Origin of the sequence: Micromonospora sp. LOL_025 (genome assembly GCF_048060285.1) — a bacterium.
In the GTDB taxonomy this organism is placed as follows: Bacteria; Actinomycetota; Actinomycetes; order Mycobacteriales; family Micromonosporaceae; genus Micromonospora.
In genome coordinates, this window is sequence record NZ_JBHMIR010000002.1 from 432,173 (window position 1) to 451,003 (window position 18,831).

General features: G+C 74.8%; 19 protein-coding genes. 6 read left to right on the forward strand and 13 right to left on the reverse strand.

Features of this window, described 5'->3' with window-relative positions; genetic code table 11:
• Window positions 1–6: 6 nt before the first annotated feature.
• Window positions 7–2,142, reverse strand: coding sequence for an NAD-dependent DNA ligase LigA (gene ligA, locus ACFHW0_RS04660; protein WP_416605648.1), 2,136 nt, complete (start codon window positions 2,140–2,142; stop codon window positions 7–9).
• Window positions 2,143–2,341: 199 nt separating this feature from the next.
• On the opposite strand from ligA, the gene ACFHW0_RS04665 reads away from it, so the two are divergent.
• Window positions 2,342–2,872: a type II toxin-antitoxin system PemK/MazF family toxin gene (locus ACFHW0_RS04665; RefSeq protein WP_416605649.1), complete on the forward strand. Its 531-nt coding sequence runs from the start codon at window positions 2,342–2,344 to the stop codon at window positions 2,870–2,872.
• A 160-nt stretch (window positions 2,873–3,032) separates the two neighbouring features.
• Here ACFHW0_RS04665 and ACFHW0_RS04670 read toward each other — a convergent pair whose 3' ends face one another.
• From ACFHW0_RS04670 to ACFHW0_RS04700, 7 genes are all read right to left on the reverse strand, one after another.
• A complete protein-coding gene (locus ACFHW0_RS04670; protein ID WP_416605651.1) occupies window positions 3,033–4,034 on the reverse strand; it encodes an ADP-ribosylglycohydrolase family protein in 1,002 nt (333 codons plus the stop codon).
• A 73-nt stretch (window positions 4,035–4,107) separates the two neighbouring features.
• Complete coding sequence (locus ACFHW0_RS04675; protein ID WP_416605652.1) at window positions 4,108–4,467, reverse strand: VOC family protein; 360 nt, start codon at window positions 4,465–4,467, stop codon at window positions 4,108–4,110.
• A 35-nt stretch (window positions 4,468–4,502) separates the two neighbouring features.
• On the reverse strand, window positions 4,503–5,507 hold the full coding sequence (locus ACFHW0_RS04680) for a methionine synthase (RefSeq protein ID WP_416605653.1): 1,005 nt from the start codon (window positions 5,505–5,507) through the stop codon (window positions 4,503–4,505).
• Between the two features lie 40 nt (window positions 5,508–5,547).
• Window positions 5,548–6,621: a tRNA 2-thiouridine(34) synthase MnmA gene (gene mnmA, locus ACFHW0_RS04685; RefSeq protein ID WP_416605654.1), complete on the reverse strand. Its 1,074-nt coding sequence runs from the start codon at window positions 6,619–6,621 to the stop codon at window positions 5,548–5,550.
• Window positions 6,622–6,873: 252 nt separating this feature from the next.
• Window positions 6,874–8,049 (reverse strand): cysteine desulfurase family protein, encoded by a 1,176-nt coding sequence (locus ACFHW0_RS04690; protein ID WP_416605655.1) that lies wholly within the window; start codon window positions 8,047–8,049, stop codon window positions 6,874–6,876.
• Window positions 8,050–8,170: 121 nt separating this feature from the next.
• Window positions 8,171–8,827, reverse strand: a complete 657-nt coding sequence (locus tag ACFHW0_RS04695) for a class F sortase (protein WP_416605657.1) — start codon at window positions 8,825–8,827, stop codon at window positions 8,171–8,173.
• Window positions 8,824–9,654 (reverse strand): DUF4397 domain-containing protein, encoded by an 831-nt coding sequence (locus ACFHW0_RS04700; RefSeq protein ID WP_416605658.1) that lies wholly within the window; start codon window positions 9,652–9,654, stop codon window positions 8,824–8,826. The genes ACFHW0_RS04695 and ACFHW0_RS04700 overlap by 4 nt, the downstream gene beginning before the upstream one ends.
• A 230-nt stretch (window positions 9,655–9,884) precedes the next feature.
• On the opposite strand from ACFHW0_RS04700, the gene ACFHW0_RS04705 reads away from it, so the two are divergent.
• Both ACFHW0_RS04705 and ACFHW0_RS04710 read left to right on the forward strand, forming a co-directional pair.
• On the forward strand, window positions 9,885–10,487 hold the full coding sequence (locus tag ACFHW0_RS04705; protein ID WP_311414565.1) for an RNA polymerase sigma factor: 603 nt from the start codon (window positions 9,885–9,887) through the stop codon (window positions 10,485–10,487).
• Window positions 10,441–11,226, forward strand: a complete 786-nt coding sequence (locus tag ACFHW0_RS04710) for an anti-sigma factor (RefSeq protein ID WP_416605660.1) — start codon at window positions 10,441–10,443, stop codon at window positions 11,224–11,226. The genes ACFHW0_RS04705 and ACFHW0_RS04710 overlap by 47 nt, the downstream gene beginning before the upstream one ends.
• 114 nt (window positions 11,227–11,340) lie before the next feature.
• Here the strand turns inward: ACFHW0_RS04710 and ACFHW0_RS04715 are convergent, their stop codons facing one another.
• The 5 genes from ACFHW0_RS04715 to ACFHW0_RS04735 all read right to left on the reverse strand — a co-directional run bounded on the left by ACFHW0_RS04715 (window position 11,341) and on the right by ACFHW0_RS04735 (window position 17,545).
• Window positions 11,341–14,049, reverse strand: coding sequence for an HAD-IC family P-type ATPase (locus ACFHW0_RS04715; protein WP_416605661.1), 2,709 nt, complete (start codon window positions 14,047–14,049; stop codon window positions 11,341–11,343).
• 171 nt (window positions 14,050–14,220) lie between these two features.
• Window positions 14,221–15,180, reverse strand: a complete 960-nt coding sequence (locus ACFHW0_RS04720) for an electron transfer flavoprotein subunit alpha/FixB family protein (RefSeq protein ID WP_416605663.1) — start codon at window positions 15,178–15,180, stop codon at window positions 14,221–14,223.
• An 11-nt stretch (window positions 15,181–15,191) separates the two neighbouring features.
• Entirely contained in the window at window positions 15,192–15,971 is a 780-nt protein-coding gene (locus ACFHW0_RS04725) for an electron transfer flavoprotein subunit beta/FixA family protein (protein ID WP_416605664.1), read from the reverse strand.
• 366 nt (window positions 15,972–16,337) lie between these two features.
• Entirely contained in the window at window positions 16,338–16,745 is a 408-nt protein-coding gene (locus tag ACFHW0_RS04730) for a hypothetical protein (protein WP_416605665.1), read from the reverse strand.
• Window positions 16,746–16,747: 2 nt separating this feature from the next.
• Entirely contained in the window at window positions 16,748–17,545 is a 798-nt protein-coding gene (locus ACFHW0_RS04735) for a GNAT family N-acetyltransferase (RefSeq protein WP_416605667.1), read from the reverse strand.
• A 40-nt stretch (window positions 17,546–17,585) separates the two neighbouring features.
• Here ACFHW0_RS04735 and ACFHW0_RS04740 point away from each other — a divergent pair, with 40 nt between their 5' ends.
• Genes ACFHW0_RS04740 through ACFHW0_RS04750 form a run of 3 tightly spaced genes read left to right on the forward strand, consistent with a single transcriptional unit; the run spans window position 17,586 to window position 18,784 of the window.
• Window positions 17,586–17,978: a YidH family protein gene (locus ACFHW0_RS04740; protein WP_416605668.1), complete on the forward strand. Its 393-nt coding sequence runs from the start codon at window positions 17,586–17,588 to the stop codon at window positions 17,976–17,978.
• Entirely contained in the window at window positions 17,975–18,322 is a 348-nt protein-coding gene (locus ACFHW0_RS04745) for a DUF202 domain-containing protein (RefSeq protein WP_416605670.1), read from the forward strand. Before ACFHW0_RS04740 ends, ACFHW0_RS04745 begins: the two co-directional genes overlap by 4 nt.
• A gap of 27 nt (window positions 18,323–18,349) precedes the next feature.
• Window positions 18,350–18,784 carry a PLD nuclease N-terminal domain-containing protein gene (locus tag ACFHW0_RS04750; RefSeq protein ID WP_121396209.1) on the forward strand — a complete coding sequence of 145 codons (435 nt, stop codon included), beginning with the start codon at window positions 18,350–18,352 and terminating at the stop codon, window positions 18,782–18,784.
• Window positions 18,785–18,831 lie beyond the last annotated feature (47 nt).

Sequence of the window (18,831 nt, forward strand, 5' to 3'; positions counted from 1 at the left end):
CGGCCGTCACTCCTCGGTGCGGGCGACCTCGCGGGCGGCCTCCGGGCCGGCGTCGAGCAGCACCCGGAAGCCGTCCTCGTCCAGCACCGGCAGCTTGAGGCTGGCCGCCTTGTCGGCCTTCGAGCCGGGATTCTCGCCCACCACGACGAAGGACGTCTTCTTGGAGACGGACCCGCTCACCTTGCCGCCCCGGCTCTGGATCGCCTCGGACGCCTGGTCGCGGCTGAACCCGGGCAGCGTGCCGGTCACCACGACGGTGAGCCCCTCCAGGGGGCGCGGCCCCTCGTCGGCCGCCTCCTCCGCCATCCGTACGCCGGCCTCGCGCCACTTGCGGACCACCTCGCGGTGCCAGTCGACGGCGAACCACTCCCGGATGCTCGCCGCGATCGTCGGCCCGACGCCGTCGACCGAGGAGAGCTCCTCCTCGCTGGCCCGGTCGATCGCCTCGACGGAGCGGAAGTGCCGGGCGAGCGCCTGCGCGGCGGTGGGGCCGACGTGCCGGATGGACAGGCCCACCAGCACCCGCCACAGGTCGCGCTCCCTGGCCACGGCCAGGTTGTCGAGCAGCTTGACGGCGTTGCTGCCGAGCGTGCCGTCCTTGTTGACGAAGAAGGGCGAGCGGGAGAGCTGCTTCTCGTCCAACGAGAACAGGTCGCCCTCGTCGGTGATGACCTGGGCGTCGAGCAGCGCCGCCGCGCCCTTGTAGCCGAGCGCCTCGATGTCGAACACCTTGCGGCCGGCGAGGTGGTAGACCCGCTCGCGCAGCTGACCGGGGCAGGTGCGGGAGTTGGGGCAGCGGATGTCGACGTCGCCCTCCTTGGCCGGCGCGAGCGGCGTGCCGCAGGCCGGGCAGGTGGTGGGCATGACGAACGGCCGGGCGTCGGCGGGGCGCAGGTCGACCACCGGGCCGAGCACCTCGGGGATCACGTCGCCGGCCTTTCGCAGCACCACGGTGTCGCCGATCAGGACGCCCTTGCGTTCGACCTCGCGGGCGTTGTGCAGGGTGGCGTACGCGACGGTGGAGCCGGCCACCTTGACCGGCTGGAGGACGGCCCGCGGCGTGACCCGGCCGGTGCGCCCGACCTCGACGTCGATGTCGAGCAGCTTCGTGTTCACCTCCTCCGGCGGGTATTTGAAGGCGATCGCCCAGCGCGGCGCCCGGCTGGTGGAGCCGAGCCGACCCTGGATGGAGACCGGGTCGACCTTGACCACCACGCCGTCGATCTCGTGCTCGACGTCGTGCCGGTGCTCGGCGTAGTGGGCGATGTATTCCGCGACACCGGCCAGGTCGGGCACCACCCGCCAGCGGTCACTGGTCGGCAGCCCCCACGCCTTCAGCGCCGCGTAGGACTCGGACTGCGTCACCGGCTGGAAGCCGCGGCGGGCGCCGATGCCGTGCACCACCAGCCGCAACGGCCGGGAGGCGGTGATCCGTGGGTCCTTCTGTCGCAGGCTGCCGGCGGCGGCGTTGCGCGGGTTGGCGAACGGGGGTTTGCCCTGCTCGACCAGCCCGGCGTTGAGGTCGGCGAAGGCGGCCACCGGGAAGTAGATCTCGCCCCGGACCTCGACGAACTCCGGCACGTCGCCGAACTCCGCCGAGGTGGCGAGCTGGCCCGGCACGTCGCGGATGCTGCGCACGTTGGCGGTGACGTCCTCGCCGGTGCGGCCGTCGCCCCGGGTCGCCGCCCGGACCAGCCGCCCGCGTTCGTAGGTGAGGTTGATGGCGAGCCCGTCGACCTTCAGCTCGCAGAGGTAGGGCACCGACCCGCCCGCGTCGCGCTCGACCCGCTCGGCCCAGGCCGCCAGCTCCTCGTCGGCGAAGGCGTTGTCGAGGGAGAGCATCCGCTCGGCGTGGGCGACCGGGGTGAAGTCGGTGGAGAAGGTGCCGCCGACCCGCTGGGTGGGCGACTCGGGGGTGCGCAGCGCCGGGAACTGCTCCTCCAGCGCCTCCAGCTCCCGCAGCTGCCGGTCGAACTCGGCGTCGGGGATGGTCGGCGCGTCCAGCACGTAGTAGCGGTACTGGTGTTCCGTCAGCTCCTGACTGAGCGTGGCGTGCCGTTCCCGGGCCTCGGGGGTCGGCTCGGCCCCGGCCGCCGCCTCCTGTGCCGGAGTGACCTGCTGGGCAATGGCTTCCTCGGACACCGTGCGACCTCCCGTGATTCCGCTACCCCGGCACCGTATCGGTCCGGTGGGACAATCCGCCGGCCACCCGTCGCGCCCGGTCGGCGCCGGGGCCCCGGCCGTGCGAGGATCGCCGGACGGCGGGGCCGCGGGGGCGCTCCGCTCCGCCGTTCGCACCCGCGGCGTCCGCGCCGCGCCCACTGACCAGGCGGGGGTACGGATGCCGGAATGGCTGCTCTGGGCGGCGGCGATCGTGCTGGCCGTGGCCGCCGGCTGGGCGTGGAACGACCGGCGGCGGGGCGACCGCGACGCCGGTGCGCGTCCGCCCCGGCGGCCGGGTACCCGGCCCGGCCGCAGGACGCCGTCAAGTGGTCCCGGCCGCTCCACCGCGCCGCCCCGACCGCGTAGCGCCGAGCGGTCCCCCGCCGGGGCGCCGCGTCCCGGCGAGATCTGGTGGGCCGACGTCCCGTACGCCGACGGCACCGGCTCGAAGGTGCGGCCCTGCCTGGTGCTGCGGGCCGACAGCCGGGGCGCCGACGTCCTCAAGATCACCAGTCAGGACAAGAGCGCCCGGGACGACCACGTCCGCATCCCGACCCGCGAGTGGGACCCCGACGCCGACCACGACAGCTTCGTCGACCTGGCCGAGCCGGCGCACGTGCCGCTCGCCGACTTCTCCCGCCACGCCGGCGCCTGCGATCCCGCCCTGTGGCGCCGCATCCGCCGCCTGCCCCACCTGCCCGGCGCCTGAGGCGCCACGCACCCCCGCGCCCCCGGGTGCGACGGTTCCGCCCGCGCACTCCGGGTGCGACGGATCCCGTCCGCGCGCTCCGGGTACGACGGTCCCGCCCGTGCCCCGGGTGCGACGGTTTCGCCCGTTCGGCCGGCCCGAGGGCGCAGGCGTGGCGGGGTCAGTCCCAGGCCCGGGCGAGGGTGGCGAGCTGGTCGGCGTACTCGATGCGGTCGGCCCACGGGGCGGGCCAGGCCGCCATGCCCAGCGCGGTGCCGACGAAGGCGCCGGCCAGCGCGGCGATCGAGTCGGAGTCGCCTGCGGTGATGGCGCCCCGGGCCAGCGCCCCCACCGGGTCGTCGGCGTGCCGGATCGCGCAGAACAGTGCCGTGGCCAGCGCCTCCTCGGCGATCCACCCCTCGCCGGTGTGCCGGCACGGGTCGCCGCCGTCGTCCGGGCCGGCGAGGGCGGCGTCGAGGCGGCCGAGGACCGCGAGGCACTCGTCCCAGCCCCGGGCGATGAAGTCCGCCGGCGCGTCCACGCCGGGGCGCTGCCACAGGTCGCCGAGCCAGTCGGCGCGGTAGACCCGCCGCTGGTCGCGGGCCCGCTCGACGAGCAGCCGGGGCAGCTCCGCCAGCGCCGCGCCGTCGCGCAGCAGCCGCACCGCGTACGCGGTCAGCTCGCTGGCCGCGAGGCCGGTCGGATGACCGTGGGTGAGTCCGGCCTGGAGCTGGGCCAGCCCGGCGAGGGTGTCCAGGTCGACATCGACCAGGCCGACGGGGGTGACCCGCATGTTGGCCCCGCAGCCCTTCGAGCCGGCCACCGTCGCCTCCTGCCAGCGCACCCCGCGCCCGAGTTCGGCGCAGGCACGCAGGCAGGTCATGCCCGGCGCCCGGTTGTTCTCCGGGCTGGCCGCCCAGTCGAGGAAGCGGCGGCGCAACAGCGGCTCGACCGCCTCCGGGGTCGCCGCGGGCGCGTCGTGCAGCGCCCAGCCGACCGCCAGCGCCATCTGCGTGTCGTCGGTCACCAGCGCCGGGTCGCCGGCGAGCTCGCGCGGGCCGGCCGGCCCGTAGCGGCGAACGATCTCGGCGACGGTCAGGAACTCGGTCGGCTTGCCCAGCGCGTCACCGTAGGCGAGGCCGAAGAGGGAGCCGGCGGCCCGCCGGAGCGAGGTGTCGATCATTCCCGCGATCATGCCGCCCGCCCGCAACCCGCACCACCCGACGGCGTCGGCGGCCCCGGCGTGCCGGGTCGGCTCAGTCGAAGAAGACCAGGCAGAAGGGATGGCCGGCCGGGTCGGCGTAGACCCGGAAGTCGTCGCCCTCGCCGGGCAGCCGCCGGGCGCCGAGCGCCAGCACCCGCTTCTCGGCCGCCTCCACGTCTTCCACCTGTACGTCCAGGTGGAACTGCTGGGGGCGTTCCGGGTCGGGCCACGCCGGCGGGCGCAGGTCGGGTGCCTTCTGGAAGGCGAGGCGGTGCCCCGAGCCGGCGACCACGACCCAGGCGTCGTCGCTGGCGTCGGGGTCGACGGGCAGGCCCAGCAGCTCCGAGTAGAAACCGGCCAGGGCCCGGGGGTCGGGGCAGTCGATGACCACGGTGCGCAGTTGTCCGATCATGTCGGGCTTCTGCCCCGCCCGTACGGCGGGAAACCTCAGTCCTCGGCGAGCCGCCGTCCCGCGTCCCGGCAGGCGGCGAGCACCGCGCGCGCGTACTGCGGGGTGGCGTGGGCGAGGCCGCAGGCCGGGGTCACCACGACCTGCTCGGCGAGCCGCCGGCGGGGGAACCCGAGGCGGTCCCAGAGCTGGCGTACGCGGTCGGCGACCTGCGCCGAGGTCGGCGCGCGACCGGCGGCCGACGGCCCGGTGGGCGCCGCCCCGGCCAGCAACCCGAGCCCCGCGTCGATCGCCTCGCCCAGCGGGTCCAGGTCGGTGAGGAGACCGAGGTCGAGGGCCACGCCGACGGCACCGGTCGAGCGGATCAGCTCCAGCGGCACGTCCGGCGCGCAGCAGTGCACCAGGGTCGGCACCCCGGCCGCCTCGACGACGGTGCGCAGCAGCGACGCGGCGACGCTCGGATCCACGGCCCGGTACGCGCCGAGCCCGCTCTCCGTGGGCACCCGCCCGGCCAGCACCGTCGGCATCGACGGCTCGTCGAGCTGGAGCAGCACGGTGGCGCGCGGCAACCGGCGGGCGACCGCCGCCACGTGCCCGCGCAGCCCTTCGGCGAGCGAGTTGGTGAGGTCCCGGACCGCGCCGGGATCGCGCAGCATCCGGCCGCCGATCGGCAGCTCCAGGGACGCGGCCAGGGTCAACGGGCCGCCGACCTGGACCTTGACCGGCCCCGCGTACTCCTCGGCCTGCTCGGCGAGCTGGTCGAGGTCGCGTTCCATCAGGTCACGGGCGCGGCGCACGTCCCGCCCCGGGCGCGGTGCGATCCGCCAGCGGGCGGCGTACAGCTCCACCGGTAGCTCGACCAGCAGGCCGGCGGTCCGGCCGATGAGGTCGGCGCCGGGACCCCGGGCCGGCAGCTCCGGCAGGTGGGGCAGGGCGGGAAGCTCACCGAGGACGATCCGCTGCGCCTCGGCGATGTCGGTGCCGGGAAGCGAACCGATGCCGGTCGCCGCGCCGGCCGGCCAGGGCCACACCTGATCTGTCACGGCCGAAGACTATCCGGTCCGCGGATCGGCGGGTGAGTCGTCAGCCGGCGATGGTGGCGGAGCCGAGCACGACGTCGCCGGCCGGGTCCGGCCGGTACGCCACGACGGCCTGGCCGGCGGCGACCCCGCGGACGGGACGGCGCAGCTGGGCGCGCAGCCCGTCGGCGGTCAGCTCGACGGTCGCCGGCACCACGTCCCCGTGCGCCCGCAGCTGCACCTCGCACTCCAGCGGCGCGTCGGGGCGCGGGCCGCCCGTCCACACGGGACGCTCGGCGCGCACCCGGGAGACCTCCAGCGCCTCGGCCGGGCCCACCGTCACGGTGTTGGTCTTCGGCGTGATCGACAGCACGTAGCGGGGCCGGCCGTCCGGCGCCGGGCGGTCCAGGTGCAGGCCGCGCCGCTGCCCGACCGTGTACGCGTACGCGCCGGTGTGGCTGCCCACCACCGCGCCGGTGGCGGCGTCCACCACCGCGCCGGGCGCCTCGCCGAGCCGCTCGGCGAGGAAGCCGCGGGTGTCCCCGTCGGCGATGAAGCAGATGTCGTGCGAGTCCGGCTTGTCGGCCACCGCCAGCCCCCGCCGCGCGGCCTCCTCGCGGACCTGGGCCTTCGTCGAGTCCCCGAGCGGGAAGATCGACCGGTCCAGCTGCTCGCGGGTGAGCACCGCCAGCACGTACGACTGGTCCTTGGGCAGGTCGACGCTGCGACGCAGCAGGCCGTCCGCGCCGAGCCGGGCGTGGTGGCCGGTGACCACGGCGTCGAAGCCCAGGGCCACGGCCCGGTCCAGCACCCCGGCGAACTTGATCTTTTCGTTGCAGCGCAGGCAGGGATTGGGCGTACGGCCGGCGGCGTACTCCGCGACGAAGTCGTCCACCACCTCGGAGTGGAAGCGGTCGGCCATGTCCCAGACGTAGAACGGGATGCCGATGACGTCGGCGGCCCGCCGGGCGTCTCGGGAGTCCTCCAGGGTGCAGCAGCCGCGCGCGCCGGTGCGGTAGGTCTGTGGGTTGCGGGCCAGCGCCAGGTGCACCCCGGTCACGTCGTGCCCCGCCTCGACGGCCCGCGCCGCCGCGACCGCCGAGTCGACCCCGCCCGACATCGCCGCCAACACCCTCACCGGCTCACTCCCTTCACCCCACCGACCCTATCCCCGCCCCACCCCGCCCTCCCCCACCCACCCACCCTCTCCTCCCACCCTCTCCTCCCGCCCCCTCCTCCCGCCGATCATGCAGTTGTGGTGGTGGACGAATGCCGCGGAAAGTCATGCTTCGGGCACCACAACTGCATGATCGCCACGGGGGTGGGGGCGGTGGGGCCGGGGCGGTGGGGGTTGGGGGGGTGTGTGGGGCGGTGGGGGTGGGGGGTGGGGTTAGCGGGGGGTGCGGAGGGCGGCGGCGCGGCGGGCGCGGTCGACGGCCGCCGGGAGGGCGGCGATGAGGGCGTCGACGTCGGCGGGGGTGCTGGTGTGGCCGAGGGTGAAGCGCAGCGAGGAGCGGGCGCGGTCGTCGTCGGCGCCCATGGCGAGCAGCACGTGTGAGGGCTGGGCCACCCCTGCGGAGCAGGCGGAACCGGTCGAACAGGCGATGCCCTGGGCGTCCAGCAGGAGCAGCAGGGCGTCGCCCTCGCAGCCGGGGAAGGAGAAGTGGGCGTTGCCCGGCAGCCGGTCGGTCGGGTCGCCGTTGAAGACGACCTCGGGCACCGCGTGCCGGACCCGCTCGACCAGGTCGTCGCGGAGCGCGGCGACCCGGGCCGCGTACTCCTGCTGGCCCTTGACCGCCGCCTCCACGGCGACCGCGAAGGCCACGATGCCGGCCGTGTCGAGGGTGCCGGAGCGCACGTCGCGCTCCTGGCCGCCGCCGTGCAGCAGCGGGGTGGCCGACACGTCGCGGGCGAGCAGCAGGGCGCCCACCCCGGTCGGCCCCCCGAGTTTGTGCCCGGTCACGGTCAGCGCGGCGACCCCGCCGACGGAGAAGTCGACCGGCACCTGCCCGACCGCCTGGATCGCGTCGGTGTGGAACGGCACCCCGTGCTCGGCGGCGACCGCGGCCAGCTCGGCGACCGGCTGCACGGTGCCGACCTCGTTGTTGGCCCACATCGCGGTCACCACGGCGACCCGGTCGCCGTGGGCGGCCAGTTCGGCACGCAGCTCGTCGGGGCTGAGCCGGCCGGCGGCGTCGACGGAGAGCCAGCCCACGCCGGCACCCTCGTGGTCGGCCAGCCAGTCCACCACGTCGAGCACCGCGTGGTGCTCGACGGCGCTGGAGACCACCCGGTCCCGCCGGGGGTCGGCGGACCGGCGGGCCCAGAAGATGCCCTTCACCGCGAGGTTGTCGCTCTCGGTCCCGCCGCCGGTGAAGACGACCTCGGAGGGCCGGGCGCCCAACGCGGCGGCCACCCGCTCCCGCGATTCCTCCACCCGCCGCCGGGCACGGCGGCCCGCCGCGTGCAGTGAGGACGCGTTGCCGACCTCGCGGGCGGTGGCGACGTACGCCTCCAGTGCCTCGTCGAGCATCGGAGTGGTCGCCGCGTGATCCAGGTATGCCATCACGGTTCAGCCTACGACCGGCGCCGGACCCGGCGGAGGCCGGAGTACGCCGTGCGGGGCCGGGGCGGAAGGCGTGCGCTCCCGCCCCGGCCCCGCATCCGCGACCGGACCGGGGGTCCGGTCAGGCCGGCACGGCGGTGACCACGATGTTGTCGCGGTACCGGCGTGCCTCGGCGTCGAACGCCCCGCCGCAGGTGATCAGGGTCAGCCGGGGCTTGCCGTCCCGGGCGAAGTAGCGGTCCAGGGGGATCCTCGTCTTCCGGTACTCCTCCCGGGCCACGACCCGGTACTCCCTGCGGACGCCGTCGCCGCCGGTGGCGGTGAGGGTGTCGCCGCGGTCCAGCTCCCGGAGCCGGAAGAAGGCCCCCTCGCCCTGGGTGGCGCTGTCCACGTGCCCGGCGACGACCACCGACCCCGCCCGCGCCTCCAGCCCCGGGCCGTGGCGGTACCAGCCGATCCGGTCCACGCTGGGCGGCACCTCGAACTCGCCGGTCGCGCCGTTGATGCCCACGGCGTCGACCGCGGCGGTGACGCCGATGGCCGGGATGACGAGCCGTACGGGCGGGACGGTCCGCGTACCGCCGGGCAGCTCGCCCCGGGTCACCGGCACCGACGGGCCGGCGGCCGGCGGGCTCGGGGCGGCGCCGGCCAGGTCGGCGGCCTCGGTCGCGCCGACGTCCCCGGCCGGCCGGGAGCCGCAGGCGACCACGGTCGCGACGGTGAGCGCGGCGACGCCGGCGGCCACGGCCGCCAGCGCCCCGCGGTGGCGCACCGTCACCTGCGACCGGTCCGGGCGGTGGCCACCCGTGCCCCGCCGCCGACCAGGAGCAGCACGCCGGCGCCGGTCAGCACGTACCACCAGGTGTCCACGCCGGTGCCGGCCCGGCCGCCGTCGCCGCTGGGCACCCCGGCCGGGGCCGAGTGCAGACCGGTGATCGTCTGGGCCACGACGCCCAGGTTCTTCGCCTCGGCCGAGCCGATGGCGTACACGATCGTCGCGGTGCCCTCCCTGAGGTCGAGGTCCGCCGGCCCGATCGCCACGGTGTCGGTGCCGGCGAGCACCACGTCCGCCTTGACGGCGCCCGCGTCGACGTCGCCCTTGGCCTCGTTCGGGTTGGTGAGGCCCTCGAAGACCGGGGTGCCGCCGGCGCGCACGTCCACGGCCGGGGCGGCGGCGGTGTGCCGGACGATCAGCCGGGCCTTGCCGGCGGCGACCTTGCCGGTGTCGTTGACGAACGGCGTGATCTTCGGCTTGCCGGCGGCGTCGAGGTGGGCGGCGAGGCTGATGTTCGCTCCGCCCGGCACCGCGGCGTCGTCGACGCTGAGGATGGCCCGGGCGATCGGCTCGCCGGGCTTGGTGAGGGCGATGTCGTACGCGCCCTCCTCGAGGTTCAGCGGGCCGGCCACGTCGCCGGGCTTGAAGTTGTCCAGCGTCTTCTCGCCGTTGACGTAGACGTCGACCGGGGTGTCCGGGATGCCGTGCACGACGGAGACCTTCGACGAGGCGGCGTACGCGGGGGTGGCGGTGAGGGCGCCGGCTCCGGCGAACGTCAGCGCGGCGACCGCGCCGCCCGCGGCGACCCGACGGAAGTACGAGAGCTGCATGTCTGCCTCCTGGTGATTGGTACTGGTTCGTCCGGCCTGGTGTGCAAAACGAGTTACGCCCGGTCCACCACCGCCGGATGCGGCCGGAAACAACTTCTTTTCGTCCGTCAAGGCCGCATCCGTCGGCCGCCCGCGGAGCGAAGAGCTGCTGAGACCAGACCGACCGGAGAGGTGGGGCGATGGCTGTGGGAGCTACAGTCGGGCATGCCCCCTGGAAGGCGAGCCGCCCTGTGACAGCGGCACGGCAGGAGCCGGACCCACCCGTGGACGACCTGGCCGCCCGCTTCCGTGCGGGCGACGAGCTGGCGCTGCGGGAGGCGTACGACCGGTACGGCCGGGCGGTCCTGCACCTGGCCACCAGCACGTTGGCCAACCGCAGCGACGCGGAGGACGTGACCCAGACCACCTTCGTCGCCGCCTGGCTGGGACGGGACACCTTCGACCCGGCCAAGGGCTCACTGGTCGGCTGGCTGCTCGGCATCGGCCGACGAAAGGTGATCGACCGGCTGCGGGCCTCCGCCCGGGAGACCCGGGTGGTCGAGACGGTCCGGCAGCTGCCGGAGTCGGCGCCGACCGGCCCGGATCCGGACACGGTGGTCGACCGGCTCGTGGTCGCCGACGAGCTGGCCCGACTGCCCGACGACCAGCGGCGCATGCTGGAGTTGGCGTTCTTCGACGACCTGACCCACCAGCAGATCGCGACGGTGACCGGGGTGCCGCTCGGCACGGTCAAGAGCCACATCCGGCGCGGCATGGCGAGCTTGAAACGCAGATGGGAGGTGGACGGTGCCGCACCTGGACCACGACCGGCTGGTCTTCCTGGCGCTCGGTGAGACCGAGGCGGACGCCGGAGAGGGCACCCACCTCGACACCTGCGCGCACTGCCGGGCGGAGATGGAGACCCTCCAGCACGTTGCCGGCCTCGGCGCCGGCGCCCAGGGCCTGCACGACCTGCCCGATCCGCCGGAGCACGTCTGGCCGGGCATCGTCGCGGAGATCCGGGCGGCGGAGGCCCTCCCGGCGCTGCCCGGGCCGCGCGCCGAGCGGTCGCCCGACGAGCGCCCCTCCGGCGAACCGCCGTCCGACCGGTCGGGCGGGGTGCTCCTCGCGCCGAGGCGCGGGCGCTGGTCGCGCTGGGCCGTGACCGCCGCGACCGCGGTGGCCGCCGCCGCGACCGGCGTCGTCGGCACCGTCGCCGTGCTCGACGCGACCGGGTCGACGCCGGAGCCCGCGCCGCGGCGGGTGGTGCTGGCCAGCGCGCCGCTGAAGGCGTACGGCGGGACCCCGCCGGACGCCAGCGGCGAGGCCCGGGTCTTCGACAACGGCCGGCTGCACCTGCACGTGGCGAATCTCCCGGACGTCCCGGGGTACTACGAGGTCTGGCTCATCAACCCACGGAACATGGAGATGTTCTCGGTCGGCGTGCTCGGCGACGCGACGGACGAACTGCTGCCGTTGCCGCCGAACGTGGACCTTGAGGCATACTCGGTTGTCGACGTCTCCGCCGAGGCGTACGACAACAACACCGCCCACTCCGGCAAGAGCCTGTTGAGGGGCACCCTGACGGGCTGATCGGCGGGCCGGCTCAGCTCCCCGGCCCGCCGATCAGCTCCCATCGCCGCCCCGGCGGCCTGCGCCGCGACCTGCCCGCCAAACGACCAACGGCCCCGGCGACCGGCCGGCGGCTCAGCCGAGCCGGCGGCCGAAGCGGCCGAAGCGCTTGTCGAGCGCGACGATGGCGGAGACCACGACGGCGATGCCCAGGATCCGCAGCCACGCCTGCCCGTCGATGGGCGCCGTGCGGAAGAGGTCGTTCATCACGGGCAGGTAGGTCAGGGCGAGCTGGCCGAGGGCCTGCACCAGCACCCCGACGATCAGCCAACGGTTGCTGAACAGGCCCAGGCGCCAGGGCGAACGGGTCAGGGAGCGGCAGCTGAACAGGTAGAACGCCATCACGGTGACGAAGAGGTTCACCGCGGCGGTGCGCGCCTGCGCCAGGTCGGCCCCGCCGGAACGCTCCCACTCGAACAGCCACCAGGCACCCACCACCAGCAGCGCGGAGACCAGCAGCACCCGGACCACCAGCGCGACGGTGAGCAGGGGCTGGCCCGGGTCGCGGGGCGGGCGGTCCATGATCCCGGGCTCCCTCGGCTCGAAGGCGAGCGTCAGGCCGAGGAACACCGCCGTGGTCATGTTGATCCAGAGGATCTGGCTCGGCAGGATCGGCAGTGCCGAGCCGAGCACGATCGCGACGAGGATGACCAGCCCCTCCGCCGCGTTGGTGGGCAGCGTCCAGGTGATGAACTTGGTCAGGTTGGCGAAGACGCCGCGCCCCTCCGCGACGGCCTTCTCGATGGTGGCGAAGTCGTCGTCGGTCAGCACGACGTCGGCGGCCTCCTTGGCCACCTCGGTGCCGCTGCGGCCCATGGCCACCCCGATGTTGGCCTGCCGCAACGCGGGGGCGTCGTTGACCCCGTCACCGGTCATCGCGACCACCTGCCCGTCGGCCTGCAACGCCTCCACCAGCCGCAGCTTCTGCTCGGGCGAGACCCGGGCGAACACCGACGCCTGCCGTACCGCCGCGGGTAGTTCCCCGGCGGGCAGCGCCGCCAGGTCGGCGCCGGTCAGCACGTCGCCCGGGCCGGGCTCGGTACGCAGCAGCCCGAGCCGACGCGCGATGGCGCTGGCGGTGGCCAGGTGGTCCCCGGTGATCATCTTCACGTCGATGCCCGCACGGTGGCAGGACCGGACGGCTGCCGCGGCGGCGGCCCGGGGCGGGTCGAGCATCGCGTGCAGCCCGGTGAAGACCAGGGTGCCGGCCAGTTCCTCCTCCGCGAGCCCGTCCGCCGGGCCGACCGGCCGCATCGCGGTGGCGAGCACCCGCAGCCCCTCGGTGGCCAGTTCGTGGGCGGCGGCCAACACGGCGGGGGCGTCGAGCGGTCCCGTCGAGCCGTCGGGACGCGCCGCCGAGCCGGACCACTCGACCACCCGCTCCACGGCCCCCTTGACCAGCACGACCCGCCCGCCGTCGGGACGCTCGTGCAGGGTCGCCATGAACTGCCGCTCCGAGGTGAACGGGACGGCGGCCACCCGGGGCAGCTCCGCGGCGACCTCGTGCGCGTGCAGCCCCACCTTGGCGCCCGCCACCAGCATCGCCCCCTCGGTGGGGTCGCCCAGCACGACCCACCGCCCGTCCTGCTCGTCCAGCCGGGCGTCGTTGCAGCCCACGCCGGCCAGCAGCGACCAGCTCAGCGCGCCCTCCCCCGTCGGGGCCGGGCCGCCCCCGGGATCACGGATCTCGCCGGTCGGGGCGTAGCCGGTCCCGCCGACCTCGTAGCGGCCCTGGGGCGTCCAGAGCACCTGGACCGTCATCTGGTTCTCGGTGAGGGTGCCGGTCTTGTCGGTGCAGATCACGGTGGTGCTGCCGAGCGTCTCCACCGCCGGCAGCCGCCGGATCACCGCCCGGCGGCGGGCCATCCGGGACACGCCGATCGCCAGGGTGATCGTCACGGCGGCGGGCAGCCCTTCCGGGATCGCGCCGACGGCCAGCGCCACGGCGGCGGTGAACGTTTCGCCGGCGTCCTGACCCCGTACCACGCCGATGCCGAAGGTCACCGCGGCGAGGAGCAGGATCGCCACGGTGAGCAGCCGGCTGAACCGGGCGAGCTTGACCGTCAGCGGCGTGTCCAGCACCTCCGCGCCGCCGACCAGACGGTGGATCCGGCCCAGCTCCGTCTCCGCTCCCGTGGCGACCGCGACGCCTGCCGCCGTGCCGCCGGTGAGCAGGGTGCCGGAGTAGAGCAGGTTGCGGCGGTCGGCCACCGGCGTCTCGGCCGGTACGACCAGCTCGTCCTTGCGTACGGGCAGCGACTCGCCGGTCAGCGCCGACTCGTCGGCCCGTAGTTCGGCGGCGCGGACCAGCCGCAGGTCGGCGGGCACCTTCTCCCCCGCCTCCAGGAACACCAGGTCCCCGGGGACCACGTCGTCCGACGGCACGTGCCGCTGCCGGCCGCCGCGCAGCACCCGGGCCTGCGTACGCACCATCGCCCGCAGCGCGTCGAGGGCCGCCTCCGCACGGGACTCCTGGAGGAAGCCGACGACGGCGTTGACGAGCACCACCCCGAAGATCACCGCCGAGTCGACGTACTCGGCGAGCAGCAGGGTGACCACGCCGGCGGCGACCAGCACGTAGATCAGCGGGTTGTGGAACTGCCGCAGCAGGCGGCGCAGGGTCCCGCCCCGCGCCGCGCTGGGCAGCACGTTGGGCCCGTACCGCTGGAGCCGGGCCGCCGCCTCCTCGTCGGTCAGCCCGTGCCCGGTGTCGGTCCCGAGCAGCAGCACGACCTCGTGCACGGCGAGCGCGTGGTGGTCACCCTCGGACGTCCTGGCCGGCATCGGCACACTCCTGTTCCGCACGGGGACGGCCGCACCGGGTACCCGGGGAGAGCGTCTCCATCGTCGCAGGCCGGCGCGGGGCCCGTGGGTCGTTCCGGGCGGCGACCGGAGAACCGGCGAGGGCCGGGAACCGTGTCGCGGTTCCCGGCCCTCGCGCGGACGGACGTCAGCTCACTTGCGCTTGCGGATCTCCTCCGCGGCCTGCGGGACGATCTTGAACAGGTCGCCCACCACGCCGAAGTCGGCCAGCTCGAAGATCGGCGCCTCGCCGTCCTTGTTGACCGCGACGATGGTCTTCGAGGTCTGCATGCCGGCCCGGTGCTGGATGGCACCGGAGATGCCGAGGGCGACGTAGAGCTGCGGGGAGACCGTCTTGCCGGTCTGTCCCACCTGGAACTGGTGCGGGTAGTAGCCGGAGTCGACGGCCGCGCGGGACGCGCCGACGGCGCCGCCGAGCAGGTCGGCCAGCTCCTCGACCAGCTTGAAGTTGTCGGCGTTGCCGACGCCACGACCGCCGGAGACGACGATGCCGGCCTCGGTGAGCTCCGGGCGGGAGCCCTTCTGCTCGGCGACCCGGTCGACGACCTTGGCCAGCTTGTCGGTGTCCGTGACCGCGACGGTGAGCTGCTCGACGGCCGGGGTGGCCGCCGCCGGGGTCGGGTTGACCGAGTTCGGCCGGACGGTGACCAGCGGCAGGCCGCGGGTGACCTTGGACTTGACGATCGTGGAGCCGGCGAAGGCCACCTGGGTGGCGGTGCCGTCGGCGGCCAGGCCGACCACGTCGGTCAGGACGCCGTTGTCCAGCTTGACGGCCAGCCGGGCGGCGATCTCCTTGCCCTCCTGGGACGAGGCCAGCAGCACGGCGGCCGGCTGTACCCGCGAGACCAGCTCGGCCACGACGGTCGCCTTGGGGGCCACCAGGTAGCCGTCGATCTCCTCGCTCTCGGCCGCGTAGATCTTCTCCGCGCCGTACTCGCCCAGCTTGGCGCTCAGCGCCTCGGCGGCGCCGGGGCCGCCGAGCACGACCGCGCTCGGGGTGCCCAGCTCGCGGGCGAGGGTGAGCATCTCCAGGGTGACCTTCTTGACGCCGAATTCCCGGGTGGCTTCGACGACGACGAGAACCTCAGACATGTCCAGACCTCTCACACGAACTTCTCGGTGGCGAGGAACTCGACCAGCTTGACGCCGCCGTCGCCCTCGTCGGTGATCTTCGCGCCGCCGGAGCGCGGCGGGCGCTTGGTGTGCTCCAGCACGGCGCTGGTCGCGCCCTCGAAGCCCACCTCGACCGGGGCGACCCCGAGGTCACCCAGGGAGAGCGTCTGCACCGGCTTCTTCTTGGCGGCCATGATGCCCTTGAAGGACGGGTAGCGCGGCTCGTTGATGGTGTCCCAGACGGAGACCACGGCGGGCGCGGTGGCGGTGACCACCTCGTAGCCCTCCTCGGTCTGCCGCTCGACGGTCAGGGTCGAGCCGTCGACGGTGAGCTTGCGGGCGCCGGTCAGCGCCGCGATGCCCAGCCGCTCGGCGATCATGTGCGGCATGACCTGCACCCGGCCGTCGGTCGACTCGCTGCCGCAGAGCACCAGGTCGGCGTTCAGCTGGCCGAGCGCGGCGGCGAGCACCTTCGAGGTGGCGACGGCGCAGGACCCGTGCAGGGCGTCGTCCACCACGTGCACGGCCTTGTCCGGACCCATGGAGAGCGCCTTGCGGATCGACTCGGTCGCCCGGTCCGGACCCATGGTCAGGACGGTCACCTCGCCCCCGTGCGCCTCCTTGATCTTCAACGCCTCCTCGATGGCGTACTCGTCCATCTCGTTGATGACGTTGTTCGCCGAACCGCGGTCGACGGTGTTGTCGTCAGTGCGCAGGTTGCGGTCCGCGCCCGAATCGGGCACCTGCTTGACGAGTACGACGATGTTCATCGCGCTTCGACGACCCTCCTGTTGGTGTTGCGATCGCTCGCCCGGTCTGGGGCGCAGCCTCGCGCGTCCGTTGACGCCGGTCAACCGCGCGGTGCTGTGCAGTTGCCCACGGCGCAATGTTACCTGCCAGTAGCATCCGCCTCCGGCGCCCTCAGGGTGACACAGCTCACTGACGGCCCTGCGGGCGGGTAATCTGGCGAATCGGGAGGTGTCACGAAATGTCAGAAAACGCCAAAGCCCGCCGTCCCGACGTCCCGCGGCACCGCTGCCGCCGCACGCGACCCGAGGCGTACCGGTGCGCCTGCGGCCGGCTGCGCGACCGGTGCGTCCGGGCCACCGTCCGGGCCCTCTGGTCGCCGGAACGGCTCACGCCGGCCGATCCAGCGCGTCCCTGATCCGCGCGATGGCCGCCGCCTCCGCCGGGGCCACCCCCCGGTGCGCGCCGGCCACCCGCTCGGCCGCGGACAGCACCACCTCGCGGTAGCCCGCCACGTCCCGGGGCGACTTCTCGCGCAGGATCCGCACGGACCGGCCCAACGCCGGCAGCACCACCGACTCGATCTCCAGCGCCGAGTCCTTGGGCAGCTTCGGCAACGGACCGCTGGTCAGCGCCTCCTTCACCACCCCGCTGCTGTCGGCCATCGCACCGGAGGCGGCGAAGCTCTCCCGGAACAGGGCGAGCATCCCCGGGTCCGCGTTGGCCACCAGGAACACCGCCCCGAACGCGCCCGTCTTGAGGGTCAGCCGCTCGTCCTCCGTCAACCGCTGCTCCATGATCACGGAGTGTAGACGTACGGGGTGGTGGTCGTGACCGGGACGAGACCGAGCCGCTGAAGGATCGGCCGGCTGTCGTCGGAGGCGTCCACCTGGAGCAGCGTGCGGTCGCGCTGGGCCGCCAGCCGGGCCCGATGGTTGACCAGTGCGCGGTAGATGCCCCGGCGACGCCACGGCGCCAGCGTCGAACCGCCCCACAGCGTGGCGAACCCCGTCCCCGGCACGTACCGCACCCAACCCGCGCTCACCACCTCGTCGCCCGCCTCGGCCACCACCACGGTGATCGACTGCGGGTCGGCGGCGATCTCCTTCTCCAGACCGGTCGCCAGGTGACCGCGGTCGGAGTCCCAGACCGCCTCCTCCATCGCCACGATCCGGTCCAGGTCCGCCCGGGCGGTCACCTCCCGCAGGCGTACGCCCTCGGGGACGACCGGGAGCGCGGCGGCGAGCGGCGCGACCGGCCCGATCACCACGGTCTCCCGCTCCTCCGGCACGAATCCCGCCGCGCGCAGCCGGTCCGGCAGGTCCGCCGGCTCGTCGTGGCCGTGCAGCTTCCACTCGACCGGTTCGCCGCGCGCCCGGAAGGTCTCCACCTGCCGGGCGATCAGCTCGTCCAGCGCCGCGCCGGTCAGCCCGCCGAGGTCGCGGTAGGTGAGGAAGCCGCCGTGGTCGAGGCCGAGGATGCGGATCAGCGGACCGTCCCGTTCCACCGCCACCCCGGCCGGCAACGGGTCGGGCACCAGCGCCCGCAACTGCTCGTCGTACGCGTTCCGCAGGGTGGTCACGTCAAGATCCGTCACCGCTCCAGGCTACGGCCGGACGGAAACGGATAATAGCCACGTGTGGCAGGCGATCAGGCGATGGTTCGACCCGCGCGAACTGCGCTCGGTCGGCAGCACCCCCGACTACCGCTTCTCGCTGGCCAACGAGCGGACCTTCCTGGCCTGGCTGCGTACCGGGCTCGCGCTGGTCGCGGGCGGACTGGCCGCCGCGCAGCTCCTGCCGCCCCTGCCGCTGGCGCACCTGCGCGAGGCGATCGCCGTCGCGCTGCTGCTGCTCGGTGGCACGGTCGCCGTGCGGGCGGTCGACCACTGGGCGCGTACGGAGCGGGCCATCCGGCTCGGCGAGGAGCTGCCCGCCTCCCGCTTCCCGGCGGTGCTCGCCCTCGCCGTCGGTCTCGGCGCGCTGCTGCTGGTCGCGGCGGTGCTGGCCCGGGCGGTCGGCGGCCCGTGAGCCACCAGACGGAGCCGCCACGGCGGGACCGGCCGGCGCGCGACCCGGGACTGCAACCCGAGCGGACCCGGCTGGCCTGGCGGCGTACGGCGCTGGCGCTCACCGTGATCATGGTGCTGACCGTGCGGCTCGCGCTGACCGGCCCGCCCGCCGGCGGGACGCTCGGCGCGCTGGTCGCCGGGGTCGCCGTGCTGGGCTGGGGCGCCGCGCTCACGGTCTGCTGGCGGCGGGCCACCGGCAGCGGTGCACCCCCCGGCTACGGGCGGTCGCTGCCCCTGGTCGCCCTCGCCACCGCCGGCTTCGCGCTGCTCGGCACCCTCCTGGCGGCGCGCGGACTGGGTTGACGGGAGCCGGTAGGCCATCATTGACCCATGGCCCGGCTCTACGTCCTCCTCTTCGTCGTGCAGATCGTCCTCGCCGTCTGCGCGCTGATCAGCTGCCTCTCCGCCGAGGAGGGCGAGATCAAAGCCCTGCCCCGGATCGCCTGGGTGCTGATCATCCTGTTCTTCCCGCTGCTCGGCTCCCTCGCCTGGTTCGCCGCGGGTCGCGAGCGCGTCCCCGGGCGACCCGCCGGCGGAGCGCCGAAGGGCCGGATCCTGCCGCCCCGGGAGCGGCCCCGCCCGGTCGCCCCCGACGACGACCCCGAATTCCTCCGCTCGCTGGGCGAGCGCTCCCGGCGGGAGGACGGGGAGCTGTTCCGCCGCTGGGAGGAGGACCTGCGCCGCCGCGAGGACGAGATGCGCCGGCGCGACGGCGAGCCGCCGCGCGAGGAGGACCGCCCCGAGGGGTCCACCCCCGGCGCCTGAGCCCACGCCGCCGTCGCCGGCCTCCCGGCGACGGCGGCGGGCCGGGC